This window comes from Nonomuraea rhizosphaerae (assembly GCF_019396405.1).
GTDB lineage: Bacteria > Actinomycetota > Actinomycetes > Streptosporangiales > Streptosporangiaceae > Nonomuraea > Nonomuraea rhizosphaerae.
On sequence record NZ_JAHKRL010000473.1, the window covers coordinates 1 to 16,896 of the forward strand.

Consider the following 16,896-nt stretch of genomic DNA (forward strand, 5'->3'; position numbering starts at 1 on the left):
CTCGTTCTCTCCCCACGCCCGGTGACCAACACCGATCACCCTGGCACAAGAGGACAGACCTACGCGAGATAGATCAAAAAACACCAGCCACCTAGGCGCGCGGGCCTCGGCCGCGCCGCGCCTGATGAGCAGCCGGCGGCCGTCACGTTCGAGGAAGACCTCGACGTTCACGACAAAGGCGGGACGGCCGCCCGGAGTGACACGGATCGCCGTGCCGCCGCACCCTACGCCGGCGATCACATGGTGACTAAAGTGCAGCTATGGGGTCCTATGACGTAATTGTTGCCGGTGGCGGGCACAACGGGCTGGTCGCGGCGGCCTACCTGGCGCGGGCCGGGCGGCGGGTGCTGGTGCTGGAGCGGAAGGCGTACGTGGGCGGGCTGGCGATCTCCGCGCGGCCCTTCCCTGGCGTGGACGTGCGGTTGTCGCGCTACTCCTACCTGGTCAGCCTGCTGCCCACCAAGATCGTGAACGACCTGGACCTCCCGCTGGAGCTGCGCAAGCGGCGCTACTCCTCGTACACGCCGGTCGGCGACACCGGGCTGCTCGTCGACGGAGGGGACGAGCGGCGGACCGCCGCCTCGTTCAGGACCGTCACCGGGGGAGAGGCCGACCATCGGGCCTGGCGGGAGTTCTACGGGATGACCGCCGAGGTGGCGCGGGCCCTCGCGCCCACGATGCTGGAGCCACTGCGCGGCCCGGCGGAGATCGAGCGGCTGGTCGGGGCCGAGGCCTGGCGGGAGCTGTTCCAGCGGCCGATCGGCGAGGTGGTGGACGAGCGGTTCCGCGACGACACCGTGCGCGGGGTGGTGCTGACGGACGCCCTGATCGGGACGTTCGCCGACCCCGCGACGGACCTGCTGGCCAACCGCTGCTTCCTGTACCACGTGATCGGCGACGGCACCGGCGACTGGAACGTCCCCGTCGGCGGGATGGGCGCGGTGTCCGGGGCGCTCGAAACGGCGGCCAGGCAGGCCGGGGCCGAGATCAGGACCGGTGCGGAGATCATCGGCATCTCGCCGTCGGGCGAGGTCACCTTCCGGGGGGACGACGGGCACGGCGACGGCGGGCACGGCGACGGCGAGCACACGGTCACCGGGCGGCACGTGCTGGTCAACCTGCCGCCGGCCGTGCTGGCGCGGGTGCTCGGCAGCGAGCCGGAGGCGCCCGAGGGGGCCCAGCTCAAGGTCAACATGGTGCTCAGCAGGCTGCCCAGGCTGAAGGACACGTCGGTGGACCCGGTGGCGGCCTTCAGCGGCACGTTCCACATCAACGAGGGACGTGAGCAGCTCGCCAAGGCGTACGCGCGGGCCGCGAGCGGGGAACTGCCGGAGCTGCCGCCGGCGGAGGTGTACTGCCATTCGCTCACCGACCCGTCGATCGTCGGCCCGGGGCTGGAGTGCGAGACGCTGACGTTGTTCGGCCTGCACATGCCCGCCCGCCTTTTCCGGAAAAATCCGGAAAAGGCGCGGCAGGAGGCGCTCCAGGCGACCATGGCGTCGATCAACAGCGTGCTGGCCGAGCCCATCGAGAGCTGCCTCCTGCGTGCCCCCGACGGCACCCTCTGCGTCGAGGCCAAGAGCCCGGTCGACCTGGAGAACGAGGCCGGCCTGCCCGGCGGCCACATCTTCCACCGCGACCTGACCTGGCCGTACGCCGAGGAGGGCGGCTGGGGCGTGGAGACGGGCCACGAGCGGATCCTGCTGTGCGGCGCGGGCGCCCGCCGGGGCGGCGGCGTCAGCGGCATCCCCGGCCACAACGCCGCCATGTCACTCCTGACCCGCTGACCGCCGGTTATGAGCTGAGGCCCCGAGCCGGCTACGGGCCGGTGTAGCCCGACACCAGCCGCACCGCCACCGTCATGGCGACCGAGGGCAGCTCCGACTCCGGCAGGTCCATCCCGAACAGCTGCGGCACCGACCCCAGGATCAGCGCGAACACCGCCAGCCGCGCCTCGAACTGCTCGATCACGCTCGCGTCGGCCCTGCTGAGCACCGCCAGCAGGCCGATGATGCGCTCCTGCATCTGCTCGCCGATCTGCGTCTCCCGGAACGCCCCCTGATTGAGCTGCGCGAACCGCATCAGCGGCCGCCACTGGTCCTCCAGCAGCCCCGCGATCCGCCGCAGGATCTCCCGCCTGGCCTCCAGCGTGTCGGACTGCTGCCCGGCCCACGCCACCAGCTCGTCGAGCGAGGTGATGAACCCGTCGCAGATGCTGGTGAGGATGTCCTGCTTCGTATGGAAGTGGTAGTACAGCGCCGGCCGGGTGATCTCCAGTCGCTCCGCGACCTCCTGCAACGTCGTCTTGTCGTAGCCGCGCTCGGCGAACAGCTCCATCGCGATGCGCTGGATCCGCTCACGTGTGTCGGTCCGCCGCCCTGCCATCCCACTCCTACCGTCCCTTGACGCCGTACACTGTCATTGCTTACTTTCACGTAAGTAAGCAATGCGATCCGGCTTGTAGGGAGCAGACTATGACGACCCATTCCTTCCCGGCCCCACGGACGTGCCCGTACGCGCCGCCCCCCGCCTACGAGGCGATGCGCGAGGAGGCGCCCCTCGTCGAGGCGGCGGCCCCCAACGGGCGTGTCTGGCTGGTGACGAGATACGCCGAGGCCCGGCAGGTGCTCAACGGGCCGGGCATCAGCACGAACCCGGACACCCCGGGCCACCCCGACCAGGCCTTCTCCACCGAGCCGCCGCCGCCAGAGCTCAAGGAGCACATGGAGCAGTTCAAGGCCGGCCACTTCATCAACCTCGACCCGCCCGAGCACACCCGGTTCCGCCGCCTGCTGATCCCGGAGTTCACCGTCCGGCGGATCAGGTCGATGCGCCCCGGCATCCAGCGCCTCGTGGACGACCTCATCGACGACATGCTCGCCCGCGGCGAGGCGGACCTGGTGGAGGCGTACGGGCTGGCGGTGCCGTCCCTGGTCATCTGCCAGCTCCTCGGCGTCCCGTACGAGGACCACGAGTTCTTCCAGTCCCGCACGCGGCTGATGGTCTCCACCGAGACCGAGCGGGAGACCTCGTTCATCGCCGTGAACGAGATCAGGCAGTACCTCGACGACCTGGTCACCCAGGCGGAGAAGGCCCCGAAGGACGACCTGCTCGGACGGCTCATCGAGACCGGGCAGCTCACCCACGCCGAGCTGGTGGGAGTGATCTTCCTGCTGCTCGTCGCCGGCCACGAGACCACGGCCAACATGCTGCCGCTGAGCGTGCTGACCCTGCTCAAGCACCCCGAGCAGCTCGCCGCCCTGCGCGAGAACCCCGAGCGCTGGCCCGAGGCCGTCGAGGAGATGCTGCGCTACCACTCGATCGTCGACTGGGTGGCCTTCGACCGGGTGGCCACCGAGGACCAGGAGATCGGCGGCGTGCGGGTCAGGGCCGGTGACGGGATCTACGTGCTGGGCGCCTCGGCCAACTGGGACGAGCGGGCCTTCGAGCGGCCCGGCGAGTTCGACGTCGAGCGCGGCGCCCGCCACCACGTGGCGTTCGGCTACGGTGTGCACCAGTGCCTGGGCCAGAACCTGGCCAGGGCCGAGCTGGAGATCGCGCTGCGCACGTTGTTCGAGCGGATCCCGGGGCTGCGGCTGGCGGTGCCGGAGGACGAGGTGCCGTTCAAGTACGACGCGGTCATTTTCGGGGCGAAAGCCCTGCCTGTCACGTGGTAACACTCACGAAACACACCACAGATCGTTCATCGCGTTCTCAGATTGTGGCCCTAGCGTAAGGGGCATGAGTGAGGCCGCACAGTTGCTGGTGGTGGACGACGAGCCCGCGTTGCGCGAGGCGTTGCAGTCGAGCCTGGAGTTCGAGGGCTACAAGGTCGTCACCGCCAACGACGGGCAGGCCGCACTCGACGAGCTGGAGCGGGAGACGTACGACGCGGTGCTGCTCGACGTCATGATGCCGCGCCTGGACGGGCTCACCGCCTGCCGCAGGCTGCGCGCCTCGGGCAACCACATCCCCGTGCTGATGCTGACCGCCCGCGACGCGGTCGGCGACCGGGTCTCCGGGCTCGACGCCGGCGCCGACGACTACCTGGTCAAGCCGTTCGAACTCGACGAGCTGCTGGCCAGGGTGCGCGCCCTGCTGCGGCGGGGCGCGCTGCACACGCCGTCCCCCGAGAACACCCTCACCTACGGTGACCTGCGGATGGACCCGGCCACCCGCGAGGTCACCCGAGGTGAGCGCCGCCTCGACCTGACCAGGACCGAGTACCTGCTGATGGAGCTGTTCCTGGCGCACCCGCGCCAGGTGCTGACCCGCGAGCAGATCCTGGGCGAGGTGTGGGGCTTCGACTTCGAGCCGACGTCCAACTCGCTCGACGTGTACGTGATGTACCTGCGCCGCAAGACCGAGGCCGGCGGTGAGCCGCGGGTGATCCACACCGTTCGCGGGGTGGGGTACACGCTGCGGGCCGCGCCATGAGAAAGGGCAGCCTCCGCTCCCGGATGACCTTCCTGGTGGCGGCGGCGGTGGCGATCGCGGTGGCCATCTCGGCCGCCGGCTGCTGGTACATCGTCCGCCGGGAGCTGTCGTGGCAGCTCAACGAGGCGCTGCGCGAGGTGATGCCGCCCGCCGGCGCCATGCAGAACGCGGTACGCCACTGCTCGGACAAGCCGGTTCCCGACCAGTACGGGCCGGGATGGCGCGAACCGGTGCAGATCGCCTTCCCCGACGGCAGCCGCTGCGTCATGGGCAACGCCGGCATCAAGGTCACGCCGCACGACACCCGCATCGCCGACTCGGACTACAAGGACGCGGACGAGTACGACGGCTACCTCGACGACGGCACCCCCGTGCGTGTGGTCGTCAGGAACGTCGGCGAGGACGCCGCCCTCATGGTGGCCAGGCCCCTGGCCGAGCTGCAGGCCACGCTGCGCAACCTCGTGCTCCTGCTCGCCGGCGTGGCCGCCGGCGGCGTGCTCCTCGCCGCGCTGGCCGGTTTACTCGTCTCCCGTACGGCCCTGCGCCCCGTGGGCCGGCTCACCCGTGCCGTCGAGCACATCGCGGAGACGGAGGACCTGAACACCCGCATCCCGGTGCGGGGCAATGACGAGATCGCCCGGCTCAGCCAGTCGTTCAACGCCATGACCACCGCGCTCACCAACTCCCGCGTGCGCCAGCAGCAGCTCGTCGCCGACGCCGGCCACGAGCTGCGCACCCCGCTGACCACCCTGCGCACCAACATCGACCTGCTCCTGCGCAGCGAGCAGACCGGCAGGCAGCTCGACCCCGCCGCCAAGGAACGCCTGCTCGTCAACGTGAAGGCCCAGTTCGCCGAGCTGAGCACGCTCGTCGGCGACCTGCTCCAGCTCGCCAGGGGGGACACCGACCACGAGCCGCACGTCGAGCTGGGCCTGCACGAGGTGGTCACCGCCGCCGTGGAGCGCGCCAGGCTGCGCGGCGCCGAGGTCAACGTCGACCTTCAGCCCTGGTACGTGGTCGGCAACGCGGGCTCGCTGGAACGTGCCGTGCTCAACCTCATCGACAACGCCGCCAAGTTCAGCTCCGGCCCGGTCGAGGTGACGCTGCGCGACGGTGAGCTCCTCGTCCGCGATCACGGCCCCGGCCTGCCCGAGGAGGACCTGCCGCACGTGTTCGAGCGCTTCTGGCGCTCGCCCTCGGCGCGCGGCCTGCCCGGCTCCGGGCTCGGCCTGGCGATCGTCGCGCAGTCCGTCGCCGAGGCGGGGGGAGAGGTGAGCCTGCGCAACGCCGCTGGTGGCGGCGCGCTCGCGGCCATGAAACTGCCCGGGAATCTCACCCCGTCCTCAGAATCGGCTCAGTCACCTTAAATACCCAAACGGTGGTATTTGGGGTATGCACACGACAGTCAAGACGCGCCTGGTCGAGGTGGTCGTCCCGGTCTACAACGAGCAGCGGGCCCTGCGCGACAGCGTGGCCCGGCTGCACGCCTACCTCTCCGGGACCTTCCCCTACGACTACCGCATCACCATCGCCGACAACGCGAGCACGGACGACACCTGGCGCATCGCCTCCGACCTGGCCCGCGAGCTGCCGCACGTGCGGGCCGTGCACCTGGACGGCAAGGGACGCGGGCGGGCGCTGCGCCAGGTGTGGTCCCAGAGCGACGCGGACGTGGTCAGCTACATGGACGTCGACCTGTCCACCGACCTGGACGCGTTCCTGCCGCTGGTGGCGCCGTTGCTGTCGGGGCACAGCGACCTGGCCATCGGCACCCGCCTGTCCCGGTCGGCGCGGGTGGTGCGGGGGCCGAAGCGCGAGTTCATCTCCCGCTCGTACAACCTGCTGCTCAAGTCGGTCATGGGAGCCCGGTTCTCCGACGCCCAGTGCGGCTTCAAGGCCGTCCGCACGGAGATCGCGCAGGCGCTGCTGCCCGCCGTCGAGGACGAGCAGTGGTTCTTCGACACCGAGCTGCTGCTGCTGGCCGAACGCCACGGGCTGCGCATCCACGAGGTGCCCGTCGACTGGGTGGACGACCCCGACAGCCGCGTGGACGTCGTACGGACCGCGCTCGACGACCTGCGCGGCATGGTGCGGGTGGCCCGCAAGACGCTGTCCGGCGCGGCCCGCATCCCCGTCCCGGCGCGCGTCTCCCAGGCGCGGCTGCCGCGCGGCATGGCCAGGCAGCTCCCGCGGTTCGCCGTCGTGGGGGTGATCAGCACGCTGGCCTACCTGCTGCTCTTCTCGGGGCTGCGGCAGGTCGTCCCCGTGCTCGCCGCCAACGCGATCGCGCTGCTGGTCACCGCCGTCGCCAACACCGCGGCCAACCGCCGCTTCACCTTCGGCGTGACCGGGTCGGCCGGGGCCATGCGGGACCAGTTCGAGGGTCTGATCGCCTTCCTCGTCGGGCTGGCCCTGACCACCGGCGGGCTCGCGCTGCTGCCCGCGGGCGTCTCCCACGGGGTCGAGCTGGCCGCGGTCGTCGTCGCGAACGCGCTGGCCACACTGGTCCGCTTCCTGCTGCTGCGCGTGTGGGTGTTCAACCCCCGCCGGAGGACCTCATGACCGCCCTGCTCGACCGCGCCCCCCACCGCCGCGCCCGGATCCCCGGCGGCGCTCCGCGCTGGTCGCGGCCCGCGTTCTGGGGGGTCCTCGTCGTCGCGGGCGTCCTCTACACGTGGGCGCTGAGCGGCGACGGCAACGAGTACTACTCCGCGGCCATCCTGTCGGGCACCCAGAGCTGGAAGGCGTTCTTCTTCGGCGCCCTGGACGCCGGGTCGTACATCACCGTCGACAAGCCGCCGCTCGCGCTGTGGGTGATGGGGCTGTCGGCGCGGATCTTCGGCTTCTCGACCTGGAGCATGCTGATCCCGCAGGCGCTGGCGGGGGTGGCGTCCGTCGCTCTGGTGCACTCGGCCGTACGGCGGGCCTACCCCGTCGTGTCCGCCCGCTCGCTGTCCGGTTCCTCGTCGTCTGCCCATTCGGAGGTGCGGCAGGCGCACGTGGCGGCGCTGGCGGCGGCGGTGATCATGACGCTCACCCCGATCACCGTGGCGATCAACCGGATCAACAACCCCGACACGATCCTGGTGCTGCTGCTCGTGCTGGCCGCCTGGTTCTGCCTGGAGTCGCTGCGGACCGGGCGGCTGCGGTCGCTGCTGCTGAGCGCGGTGTTCGTCGGGCTGGCGTTCAACGCCAAGATGCTCCAGGCGTACCTGGTCGTGCCCGCGTTCGCGCTGGCGTACCTGCTGTGCGCCCGTCACGGCCTGCTCAAGCGGGTCGGGCATCTGCTGGCGGCCGGGGGCGTCATGGCGGTGTCCAGCGCGTGGTGGATGGTGATCGTCGACCTGCTGCCCGCCTCGTCGCGGCCGTACATCGGGGGCTCCACGGACAACTCGGTCCGGGACCTGGTCATCGGCTACAACGGATTGGGCCGCGTCTTCGGCCAGGGCGGGCGCGGCGGCGGCGGGGCTTCCTTCGGTGGGGCGGCCGGGGCGGACCGGCTGTTCAACGACACGATGGCGGGGCAGATCTCGTGGCTGCTGCCGTTCTGCGCACTGGCGCTGATCTTCGCCCTCGGGATGAGGTGGCGTCGCACCAGCCCGGGGTCCGCCGGCAGCACCGCCGCGTGGCTGGTCTGGGGCGGCTGGCTGGTGGTCCACTTCGTCGTCTTCAGCTTCTCCAGCGGCACCTTCCACCCGTACTACACGACCGCCATGGCCCCGGCAGTCGCCGTGGTCACCGCCATGGGCGGGGTGGCCATGTGGCAGGCGTACCGCAGCTCCGCGGCGTGGAGCTGGGTCCTCCCGCTGGGCATCGCCGTCACCGGCGCCTGGTCGTTCACCGTGCTCCGCCGTACCCCCGACTTCGTCCCGTGGCTGGCGTGGCTGGTGCTGGCCGCGACCGTCCTCGCGACGGGCGGCCTCCTGCTGGCCCGGCTCCGCCGCGACGTCACCGTCAAAGTGGCCGCGGCCGCCCTGGTCGCCACGGCGGTCGTCGCGCTGGCCGGTCCGGCCGCGTACGCGGTCACCCCGCTCCGGTCGCCGTCCAACGGCACGAACCCCACGGCCGGCCCCTCGGGCGGCGGCTTCGGCGGCCCGGGAGGCGGCTTCCGCGGCATGCGCCAGGGCGACCAGCCCCCCTTCGGCGGCCAGCCTTCAACCGGCCAGAACGGCCAACCCCAGCCCACCCAGGGCGAGGAGCGGCGCTCCGGCCGCACCGGCGGCGGCTTCGGCGGCGGCGGCCTCAGCACCTCGACCCTCTCCTACCTGGAGGCCAACCAGGGCGACGCCGAATGGCTGGTCGCCGTCAACAGCGCGATGCAGGCGTCCTCGGCCATCCTGTCCACCGGCAAGCCCGTCATCGCCATGGGCGGCTTCACCGGCAGCGACCCCGCCATGACCGTGGACAAGCTCAAGGCGTACGTCTCCTCGGGCCGGCTCCGCTACGTCATGTCAGGCGGCGACCGCGGCGGCCCCGGCCGCGGCAACAGCGAGGTCACCACCTGGGTCACCGCCAACTGCACGGAGGTGAGCGGCCAGGACGGCTTGTACGATTGCGCGAGCTGATCCGGCCCGGCAGGACACCGCGATCGACGGGCCTTCACCCGTGTCTCGTGGAGAGACCCTCTGGGTCAGAATTCCAGTTCCGACCAGTCGATCTCGACAGGAATCGGGTTGCTCACGCTGGGAGGCGCGCCGGGCTCGTCCTTCATGAACGTCCCCACGTGCTTGTAGAGCATGGACGCAAGATCCAGCCGGTAGCGTTCGATGATCGAAACACCGGTGCGGTCCAGCCGTACGATCCAGTAGTGCGCGATTCCAGCCTTGGCGTACTCGCCGAGTTTGTCGGTCGTGTCCTGCGTCTCGGACCCGGGAGACACGATCTCCACGACGAGCAGAGCGTGCTCCGCCCGTAGCCGCTCTCCTCGGTCCCTGTCGAGGCAGGTGTAGAGCGCGATGTCGGGCCGCCGGTTCAGCAGCGGCACGTCCCGCAGCCGCAGATCCACGTCGCTGTTGACGGTGAGGCATCCGTGCCCCTGCTTCATGGCGTCGCGCGCGTGCCGTTCGAGGAGATTGGCCAGCCGCCTGGCAGCCGTCTGATGGTCTGGTGTGGGTGCCGCGCAATAGACGACGTAGCCGTCGACGATCTCGATGGCTCTGGCGATCTCCTCGGGGAGGGCCTCGTACTCCTCGGCGGTCACGAGCGCGGGCTGGGGACGGATGTTGAGAAGCCAACTGTCATCCGGCAGGGCCGTCATTTGTCTTCTCCTCGTCACGGTGCGGCCGACGATCCAAGCCTACGGTTCACGGCTCTCCCGCCGTTGTCGTCGGGGCCATGGGAACGGTGAAGATCGGGGGTTGACAACGATGTCAGCCGCGGCACTTGATAGTCCTATGTCCGCACCGCTGCTGGAAGCCCGCGGGATCGTCAAGAGCTACGGTCACGTGGAGGCGCTGCGCGGCACGGACTTCACCCTGCTTCCCGGCGAGGTCGTGGCGCTGATCGGGGACAACGGGGCCGGCAAGTCGACGCTCGTCAAGATCCTGTCGGGATCCGAGCGGCCGGACACCGGGGAGATCGTCGTCGACGGTCAGCGGGTCGAGTTCGGGTCCGTCGAGGAGGCCAGGGCGGCCGGGATCGAGACCGTCTACCAGGATCTCGCCCTCTGCGCCGACCTGAGCCCGGCGGCGAACTTCTTCCTCGGCCGGGAGCTGCTCAAGGCGGGCCTGCTGGGCCGGCTCGGCGTGCTCGACAACGCCGCCATGCGGGCCCGTACCCAAGAAGCCTGTGAACGGCTCGGGGTGCGGCTCAAGTCGCAGGCCGCGCCCGTGTCCACGTTGTCGGGCGGGCAGCGGCAGGGGGTCGCGGTGGCGCGGGCGGTGACGTGGGCGCGCAGGGTGGTGTTCATGGACGAGCCGACCGCCGCGCTCGGCGTCGTGCAGACGCGGCGGGTGCTCGACCTCATCCGCGGGGTGCGCGACTCCGGGGTGGCCGTGGTGCTGATCAGTCACAACATGCAGGACGTCAAGGCGGTCTCGGACCGGGTCGAGGTGTTACGGCTGGGGCGGCGGGTGGCGAGGTTCGAGACGGCGAGGGTGTCGATGGAGGACCTGGTCGGCGCCATGACGGGCGCCGTGGAGCAGGCCGGCGAGGTCGAGCAGACCGGGGCCGCGGGCACGGGTCCGGCCGGCGCCGTGGAGCAGGAGAGTCCCCAGTGAGCACCACGCGGAGCGGCCCGCCGCCGGTGCGCGAACGCCGCCTCGGGCGGGCGCGGCTGCGCGACCTCCAGGTGGTCTGGATCGCGGCGGTGCTGGTCGTGCTGCTGGTCGTGTTCTCCGCCCTGCGCCCCACCAGCTTCGCCACCTCCTTCAACCTTCTCAACCTCGTCAGCGACGCCGCCATCCTGCTGCTCCTCGCCACCGGCATGACGTACGTGATCATCACGGCGGGCATCGACCTGTCCGTCGGCGGGGTGCTGGTGTTCTCGGCGGTGACGGCGACCAAGGCCGTGGACGTGACCGGGTCGCTGCTCGCCGGCGCGGCGACCGCCGTACTGACCGGGCTGGCCTGGGGGCTGCTGAACGGCGTGCTGGTCGCGAAAGGCCGCATACCCGCGCTGATCGTGACTCTCGGCACGCTGGGCATGTCGCTCGGCGGCGCGCTGCTGCTGACCGGCGGCGTGGACCTGCGCGCGCCCGGGGACCTGAACCTGGGGCTCGGCCTGGCCCGCTGGCTCGGCGTTCCGCTGATCGTGTGGATCTGCGCCGCGATCACCGCCGTGCTCGGGGTCGCCCTGGCCCGCACCCGCTTCGGGCGGCACACGTACGCGATCGGCTCCAACGCCGAGGCCGCCCGGCGCGGCGGGGTGGCCGTGAACAGGCATCTGATCAGGGTGTACGGCCTGGCGGGCCTGCTGGCAGGGGTGGCCGGCTACCTGTCGCTCGCCAAGTACGGGATCACCGGCGTCTCCGCGCACTCCACCGACAACCTCCAGGCCATCGCGGCCGTGGTGATCGGCGGCACCTCGCTGTTCGGCGGCGTCGGGACGGTGCTGGGGACCGTCATCGGGGTGTTCATCCCGGTCGTGCTGCAGAACGGGTTCCAGATCCTGGGGGTGCGGCCGTTCTGGCAGCAGGTGGTGGTGGGCGCCGTGCTCGTCGCCGCCGTGTACGTCGACCAGCGGCAGCGCGCGAGGCGCGACCAGTAAGGAGAACGGATCATGCGCAAGGCTCTGGCACTCGCGACCCTGTTGCTCACGGTCGCCGCCTGCGGCGGTGGAGGAGGAGGCACGCCCTCCGGCACGGGTTCGAGCGGTCCCGTCAAGGTCACGCTCATCCAGGGCCTGGCGGGGGAGGAGTTCTACGAGACCATGGCCTGCGGCGCCAAGGCCAAGGCCCAGGAGCTGGGCGTGACGCTGGACGTACAGGGGCCGCAGAAGTTCGACCCGACGCTGCAGACGCCGATCGTCAACTCCGTCGTCGCCGGCCACCCGGACGCCATCCTCATCGCCCCCACCGACGTCAAGGCCCTGATCGCGCCGCTCACCCAGGCCAAGCAGCAGGACATCAAGATCATCCTGGTCGACACCGTGGTCGACGACCCCAGCATCGGGCTGTCGAGGATCAGCAGCGACAACCTCAAGGGCGGCGGCGCCGCGGCCAAGGCGCTGGCCGAGCAGATCGGCGACAAGGGCAAGGTGCTGGTCATCTCCACCGACCCGGGCGTCAGCTCCGTGGACGCGCGGATCAAGGGCTTCGAGGAGGAGATCAAGGCCAGTCATCCGGGCATCTCGTCCCTCGGCGTCCAGTACTCGAACAACGACGTCGCCAAGGCGTCCGCGATCGTCAACGCCGCCCTGGCCAAGGACCCCGATCTGGCCGGGATCTTCGCCACCAACCTCAACTCCGCGACCGGGGCGGGCACCGCGCTGCAGCAGGCCGGCAAGCTGGACAAGGTGAAGATGGTCGGCTTCGACGCCGGGCCCGCCCAGGTCAAGCAGCTCCAGGACGGGGTGGTGTCGGCGCTGATCGCCCAGCTGCCCGGTGAGATCGGGGCCAAGGGGGTCGAGCAGGCGGTCGCCGCGGTGAAGGGGCAGCCGGTCACGGCCTCGATCCCGACCGACGCCACGATCGTCACCAAGGACAACCTGAACACTCCGGACATCCAGAAGGTGCTCTACAAGTCGGGCTGCTGAGCGAGGCGCTCGGGTCGCGGGCCGGCGTGCGTGGGACACACGCAGGCCCGCGTCAGGCGCGGGCCTGCGTGTGTCGGGCGTGTGCCGGCGTGCGTCGGGCGTGTGCCGGTGGCGGATAGGCTGATCGGGTGCGGAGTACGAGCCGAGCCGAGCAGGCCGACCAGCGCAGGGCCGAGCTCCTCGAAGCCACCCGCAAGGTGGTCCTGGAGCGCGGCCTGGCCCACACCCGCATCGCCGACATCGCCAAGTCCATCAACGTCAGCGGCGGCCTGATCCACTACCACTTCGCCACCAAGGACGAGCTGATCACCGCCATGCTCCGGGCGACGCTCGACATCGAGGGCGCCCGCCTCAAGGAGCTGGTGGAGGGGCCCGGCACCGCGGCCGAGCGGCTCGACCGAATCCTGAGCTACTACATCCCCGAGTCGCCCTCGGACCAGAGCTGGCTGCTGTGGATCGACGCCTGGAACGCCGGCCTGCGCGAGCCGGCCGTCAACACGATCATGCTGGAGCTGGAGACCGCCTGGCTGTCGGCCCTGACGCGGGTGCTCACGGACGGCACGGAGGCGGGGGAGTTCGGCTGCGAGGACCCGGCGGGCTCGGCCGAGCGCATCGACGCCATGCTCGACGGCCTCATCATCCGCTACACGCTGCACCCCACGGTGCTCACCCGGGCCCGCCTCCTGGAGCACGCCCGTACGGCGGCGGCCCGGGAAGCGGGCATCGGGTCCCTCTAGGTCTGGAAGGGATTCGGAAGGCGCTTTCCCGCGCCTCCGCAAAAAGTCGTCCTAAGCGGGCAGGGCCGCCAAGAGGAACGCCAGACGGGCGGCGGCGCCCTCGACGTCCTCGATCGTCCCGAGCCGATACCCCCACGAGGTAATAAAACTGCCACTCTCGGAAAGGGTGACGGTTTCGGCCAGATTGGCGGAGAAGCGGTTGCGCACCGACACATACGCGGGGTCACTCGCGAGAGCGAGATTCTGAACCGCCAGGTCGGCGTGACGTCCCGCGTACCACGCGAACCGCTCGAGGCTGAGCGCGGTATCAAGCATCATGCGTCACCTCCGCAACGTCTCGCGACAGAATTGCACGATCTTGTGGGACAAGGCAAGCAATTGCGAGGGTTAATGTGCGGATTGTTTCCGGTAATCGTCAAGAATACGGATGATGACGTCTCGTCCGCTCTCGTCGAACTCCGCCACCTTCGCGTAGTCGTCGAAGGCCCGCACGTAGAAAGCGATGTCGTCGGGATCGCGCAGAACCAGGTCTTTTGTCATCGTGGCCACCCCGACCATGGCCTCGTTGTAGATCCAGAACGAGTTGATCGGCACCGACGGCAGCTCCACCTCGAACGGGACCACCCCGAACTCGACGTTCGGCAGCGTGCTGACCGCGAGCAACCGGTCAAGTTGCCCGCGCATGACATCGAGCGGGGCGAGCCGGGTGCGCAGCGCCGGCTCCGTGACCACGAACCTGAACGTCCGGTTCCGGTCATAGAGGATCTCCTGACGCTGCATCCGCACCCGGACCGCCGCGTCGATCTGGTCGGCCGCGCTGTAAAGCCGTCTGACCTTGCGAAACACGTGCCTGGCGTACTCCGACGTCTGCAGCAGCCCGATGACGAGGGAGGGCTCGAACACCCGGAACAGCTTGGTCCGAGCCTCCAGGTCCCTGATGTCCTCCTGGAGCGCGGCCAGGCCGCTGCGGTGACGCTGCTTCCAGTCGTCGTGCCGCTCGAACAGTGCGATGGCCTGCCTGATCAGGTCGTCCGTCGTGTCAGGAGAGGCGTTGACGGCCGTCGCCCAGACGACGACGTCGTCCTCCGTGGCGGTCTGCCGGGCATTCTCCAGGCGCGACACCTTCGACGGCTGCCACCGCAGTCTCTCGGCGAGGTCCTTGCCCGAGAGACGGGCGGCCTCGCGCAACTGGCGGAGCTGGCTGCCGAGGTCGATGCGCGCCTGCTGAAACGACGTCACGCCGCAAGAGGCTAGACCGGATTGCGCGGATCATGCCAGACCCGGTTCGCAATTGTGATCAAGCGATAGCTGTGGGTGTCGGCCGGTCGGCTGGAAGGGCGATGGCTGAGGCCGGAAGATCCCGCTCCGTGTCCGGGAGAACCCGCCGGGCTATCTCCGTGATGAGCTCGCGGGGAACCTCCACCGCCGTCTCTCCGTCGAGAACGTCGCGAAGGTCCGCGAGTGCTTCCTTGTCGGTGAGTTGAAGGCCCTGGACGACGATTGTTCCGCGATCGGTCTCGTACAGGGTGGGGCAGGCGCCCGCCTCCGACGTGGAGCCGAGTAACCGCATGCGCATGACGTACCTCCCCGAGATACAACTGCAATTGCGCGCAATTGTACGGGGCCGCCTCTATATACGACCGCGCTTTAGGAAAAAACCCTATTTTAGGCTCGGCCGAGGAGCCCTTCCGTGAAGTCCTTGGCCCGCTCGAACAGATTCAGCGTCGTCGCGTGCAACAGGTCACCGATGTTCTTGGGTGCTTTGCCGGCGTACGCCCTGGCGTGCGTGCCCTCAAGGACGATGCCCAGCTTGAAACAGGCCATCACCGCGTACCAGTCGATGGCCGACATGTCCCGTTCCGACAGGGCCGCGTAGTACGCCACCAGTTCCTCGGGCGAGGGCAGGCCGGGGACGTGCCCGTTGTTCGACGGCCAGGTGGCCAGCAGCCAGCCCAGGTCGAGCAGCGGGTCGCCGACCGTGCACATCTCCCAGTCCACGATCGCCGCGACGCGGGGGCCGTCGTGGGCGAACATCAGGTTCGCGAAGTGGTAGTCGCCGTGCATCAGGCCCGGCGTGAAGCGGGCAGGGCGGTGCCGCTCCAGCCACTCGGCCGTCTCGGCGAGGTGCGGGATGTCAGGGCCCGGATAGCCGTCCAGTTTGCCGTACGAGTCGAGCTCCTTGAGCCAGCGCGGCACCTGCCGCTCCAGGAACCCCTCCGGCCTGCCGAACCCCGGCAGCCGGTCCGGATCCACCCGCCCCAGCTCGGCCAGCGCGGCCGCCGCCTCCAGCCCCATGCGGTGCCGGATCGCGGGGTCGTGCGCGTGCGGCTCGGGCAGCCCCGTCGACGGATTGAACCCCTCGACGGGCTCCATCAGGTAGAACACGGGCTCGTCCTCCGTCTGCGCCGCCACCAGCCTGGGCGCCGGCACGTCCGTGTCCTTGAGCACGGCCAGCACACGCGCCTCGCGACGCAGCACCTCGTTGCTCTTCTGCCGGGCGTGTTGCGGGGGTCTGCGCAGGATGTACGGGACGCCGCCGCGCTCGAAGCGGACCATGACGTTCTGCGTCCCGCCGAGGACGGGGGTGGCGGCGGTGATGGGGCCGGCGGGGAGGGCCTGGGCGTCCATCCAGGCGGCCAGCGCACCGAAGTCGATGGCGCCGACGTCGATGTGGGTGGAGGTCATGGGCGGCCCTTTTTTGTAGAATGATATTCTAGTAAGGAGCCTAGGGGTGCGCCGACAACCCGGTCAAGCCGCCCTTTGCCGGTGGCGTGGCGGTGGGCCGTCCGCATCCTCGGCCAGTCCTTCTGTGGCGAAGCGCTCCCCTGATGTGCTTCTGAGGCATGTTGCGAGGATCATGGTGGGGTGGAATGTGTTGTGGCGGTTGATGTGGGCGGGACGACCCTCAAAGGCGGGCTGATCGGGCGCGACGGCACCGTCTTGTACACCGAACGGCGTCCTACGCCCCGCGCGGACGGTCCTGAGGCGGTGATCACCGCTATCGCCGCTTTCATCACCGATCTCTCCGAGCCCCGGGCGCGGTCCGACGCGTCTACGGGGGCGTCGGATGCGGACAGTCTGCGGCCGGGGGACACCGCGCAGTCGGAAGACAGTCTGCGGCCGGTCGCCATCGGGTTGGCCGTGCCGGGCCTGGTCACCTCCACCCACGCAGTGTTCGCGTCCGCGTTCGGCTGGCGGGACGTCCCCGCCGAGGCGTTCACCCAGGTGAACCTCCCGATGATGCTCGGCCACGACGTCCGCTCGGCGGGCGAGGCCGAGCTGGCCTACGGTCCCGAAGGCGCGGACGGTGACCGTCCGGGCGACGTCCTGTACCTCCCGATCGGCACCGGCATCGCCGGAGCGGTCGTCCTCGCCGGCGCCCTGTACGGCGGCACAGCCGGTTGGGCGGGCCAGATCGGCCACATCCCCGTGTTCCCCGACGGCCTTCCGTGCAACTGCGGCCAGCACGGCTGCCTGGGCGCGTACGCGTCGGCGTCGGCCATCGCCGCCCGCTGCGGCGAGGTGTCC

General features: G+C 70.2%; 17 protein-coding genes. 11 read left to right on the plus strand and 6 right to left on the minus strand.

The window, feature by feature from the left end; all coding sequences use genetic code 11:
- The first annotated feature begins 260 nt into the window (after window positions 1-260).
- Window positions 261-1,787, plus strand: coding sequence for a phytoene desaturase family protein (locus KME77_RS24225; RefSeq protein WP_219471236.1), 1,527 nt, complete (start codon window positions 261-263; stop codon window positions 1,785-1,787).
- A gap of 31 nt (window positions 1,788-1,818) precedes the next feature.
- Here KME77_RS24225 and KME77_RS24230 read toward each other — a convergent pair whose 3' ends face one another.
- Window positions 1,819-2,385, minus strand: coding sequence for a TetR/AcrR family transcriptional regulator (locus KME77_RS24230; protein WP_219471237.1), 567 nt, complete (start codon window positions 2,383-2,385; stop codon window positions 1,819-1,821).
- A gap of 89 nt (window positions 2,386-2,474) precedes the next feature.
- Between KME77_RS24230 and KME77_RS24235 the strand changes: the two genes are divergently transcribed.
- The 5 genes from KME77_RS24235 (at window position 2,475) to KME77_RS24255 (ending at window position 9,002) form a co-directional block, all read left to right on the plus strand.
- Entirely contained in the window at window positions 2,475-3,677 is a 1,203-nt protein-coding gene (locus tag KME77_RS24235) for a cytochrome P450 (protein ID WP_219471238.1), read from the plus strand.
- Window positions 3,678-3,741: 64 nt separating this feature from the next.
- Entirely contained in the window at window positions 3,742-4,437 is a 696-nt protein-coding gene (locus tag KME77_RS24240) for a response regulator transcription factor (protein WP_219471239.1), read from the plus strand.
- Entirely contained in the window at window positions 4,434-5,804 is a 1,371-nt protein-coding gene (locus tag KME77_RS24245; protein WP_219471240.1) for a sensor histidine kinase, read from the plus strand. Before KME77_RS24240 ends, KME77_RS24245 begins: the two co-directional genes overlap by 4 nt.
- Before the next feature lie 25 nt (window positions 5,805-5,829).
- The gene (locus tag KME77_RS24250; RefSeq protein ID WP_219471241.1) at window positions 5,830-6,999 is read left to right on the plus strand and encodes a bifunctional glycosyltransferase family 2/GtrA family protein; all 1,170 of its coding nucleotides are present in this window, start codon (window positions 5,830-5,832) and stop codon (window positions 6,997-6,999) included.
- A complete protein-coding gene (locus tag KME77_RS24255; protein WP_219471242.1) occupies window positions 6,996-9,002 on the plus strand; it encodes an ArnT family glycosyltransferase in 2,007 nt (668 codons plus the stop codon). The genes KME77_RS24250 and KME77_RS24255 overlap by 4 nt, the downstream gene beginning before the upstream one ends.
- 65 nt (window positions 9,003-9,067) lie before the next feature.
- On the opposite strand, the gene KME77_RS24260 is transcribed toward KME77_RS24255, so the two are convergent.
- Complete coding sequence (locus KME77_RS24260; RefSeq protein ID WP_219471243.1) at window positions 9,068-9,694, minus strand: Uma2 family endonuclease; 627 nt, start codon at window positions 9,692-9,694, stop codon at window positions 9,068-9,070.
- Between the two features lie 136 nt (window positions 9,695-9,830).
- Between KME77_RS24260 and KME77_RS24265 the strand changes: the two genes are divergently transcribed.
- The 4 genes from KME77_RS24265 to KME77_RS24280 all read left to right on the plus strand — a co-directional run bounded on the left by KME77_RS24265 (window position 9,831) and on the right by KME77_RS24280 (window position 13,368).
- Window positions 9,831-10,655 (plus strand): ATP-binding cassette domain-containing protein, encoded by an 825-nt coding sequence (locus KME77_RS24265; protein WP_219471244.1) that lies wholly within the window; start codon window positions 9,831-9,833, stop codon window positions 10,653-10,655.
- Entirely contained in the window at window positions 10,652-11,644 is a 993-nt protein-coding gene (locus tag KME77_RS24270; protein ID WP_219471245.1) for an ABC transporter permease, read from the plus strand. The genes KME77_RS24265 and KME77_RS24270 overlap by 4 nt, the downstream gene beginning before the upstream one ends.
- Window positions 11,645-11,656: 12 nt before the next feature.
- Entirely contained in the window at window positions 11,657-12,631 is a 975-nt protein-coding gene (locus KME77_RS24275; RefSeq protein ID WP_219471246.1) for an ABC transporter substrate-binding protein, read from the plus strand.
- Window positions 12,632-12,759: 128 nt separating this feature from the next.
- Complete coding sequence (locus KME77_RS24280; RefSeq protein WP_219471247.1) at window positions 12,760-13,368, plus strand: TetR/AcrR family transcriptional regulator; 609 nt, start codon at window positions 12,760-12,762, stop codon at window positions 13,366-13,368.
- Window positions 13,369-13,419: 51 nt separating this feature from the next.
- On the opposite strand, the gene KME77_RS24285 is transcribed toward KME77_RS24280, so the two are convergent.
- The 4 genes from KME77_RS24285 to KME77_RS24300 form a co-directional block, all read right to left on the minus strand.
- Window positions 13,420-13,686, minus strand: a complete 267-nt coding sequence (locus KME77_RS24285) for a hypothetical protein (RefSeq protein ID WP_219471248.1) — start codon at window positions 13,684-13,686, stop codon at window positions 13,420-13,422.
- Between the two features lie 69 nt (window positions 13,687-13,755).
- Window positions 13,756-14,607, minus strand: coding sequence for a helix-turn-helix domain-containing protein (locus tag KME77_RS24290; RefSeq protein WP_219471249.1), 852 nt, complete (start codon window positions 14,605-14,607; stop codon window positions 13,756-13,758).
- A gap of 58 nt (window positions 14,608-14,665) precedes the next feature.
- Window positions 14,666-14,944: a hypothetical protein gene (locus KME77_RS30405; RefSeq protein ID WP_308250876.1), complete on the minus strand. Its 279-nt coding sequence runs from the start codon at window positions 14,942-14,944 to the stop codon at window positions 14,666-14,668.
- 89 nt (window positions 14,945-15,033) lie between these two features.
- Entirely contained in the window at window positions 15,034-16,053 is a 1,020-nt protein-coding gene (locus KME77_RS24300; RefSeq protein ID WP_219471250.1) for a phosphotransferase family protein, read from the minus strand.
- A 192-nt stretch (window positions 16,054-16,245) separates the two neighbouring features.
- Between KME77_RS24300 and KME77_RS24305 the strand changes: the two genes are divergently transcribed.
- The coding region (locus tag KME77_RS24305; RefSeq protein ID WP_219471251.1) for an ROK family protein at window positions 16,246-16,896 on the plus strand (651 nt) is incomplete at its 3' end.

Bases quoted from the DNA above. Each gene is read 5' to 3' on its own strand.
- KME77_RS24285 (WP_219471248.1), bottom strand. From the start codon at position 13,686: ATGATGCTTGATACCGCGCTCAGCCTCGAGCGGTTCGCGTGGTACGCG.
- KME77_RS24240 (WP_219471239.1), top strand. From the start codon at position 3,742: ATGAGTGAGGCCGCACAGTTGCTGGTGGTGGACGACGAGCCCGCGTTG.
- KME77_RS24235 (WP_219471238.1), top strand. From the start codon at position 2,475: ATGACGACCCATTCCTTCCCGGCCCCACGGACGTGCCCGTACGCGCCG.
- KME77_RS24255 (WP_219471242.1), top strand. From the start codon at position 6,996: ATGACCGCCCTGCTCGACCGCGCCCCCCACCGCCGCGCCCGGATCCCC.
- KME77_RS24225 (WP_219471236.1), top strand. From the start codon at position 261: ATGGGGTCCTATGACGTAATTGTTGCCGGTGGCGGGCACAACGGGCTG.
- KME77_RS24245 (WP_219471240.1), top strand. From the start codon at position 4,434: ATGAGAAAGGGCAGCCTCCGCTCCCGGATGACCTTCCTGGTGGCGGCG.
- KME77_RS24260 (WP_219471243.1), bottom strand. From the start codon at position 9,694: ATGACGGCCCTGCCGGATGACAGTTGGCTTCTCAACATCCGTCCCCAG.
- KME77_RS24230 (WP_219471237.1), bottom strand. From the start codon at position 2,385: ATGGCAGGGCGGCGGACCGACACACGTGAGCGGATCCAGCGCATCGCG.
- KME77_RS24250 (WP_219471241.1), top strand. From the start codon at position 5,830: ATGCACACGACAGTCAAGACGCGCCTGGTCGAGGTGGTCGTCCCGGTC.
- KME77_RS24275 (WP_219471246.1), top strand. From the start codon at position 11,657: ATGCGCAAGGCTCTGGCACTCGCGACCCTGTTGCTCACGGTCGCCGCC.
- KME77_RS24265 (WP_219471244.1), top strand. From the start codon at position 9,831: ATGTCCGCACCGCTGCTGGAAGCCCGCGGGATCGTCAAGAGCTACGGT.
- KME77_RS30405 (WP_308250876.1), bottom strand. From the start codon at position 14,944: ATGCGCATGCGGTTACTCGGCTCCACGTCGGAGGCGGGCGCCTGCCCC.
- KME77_RS24300 (WP_219471250.1), bottom strand. From the start codon at position 16,053: ATGACCTCCACCCACATCGACGTCGGCGCCATCGACTTCGGTGCGCTG.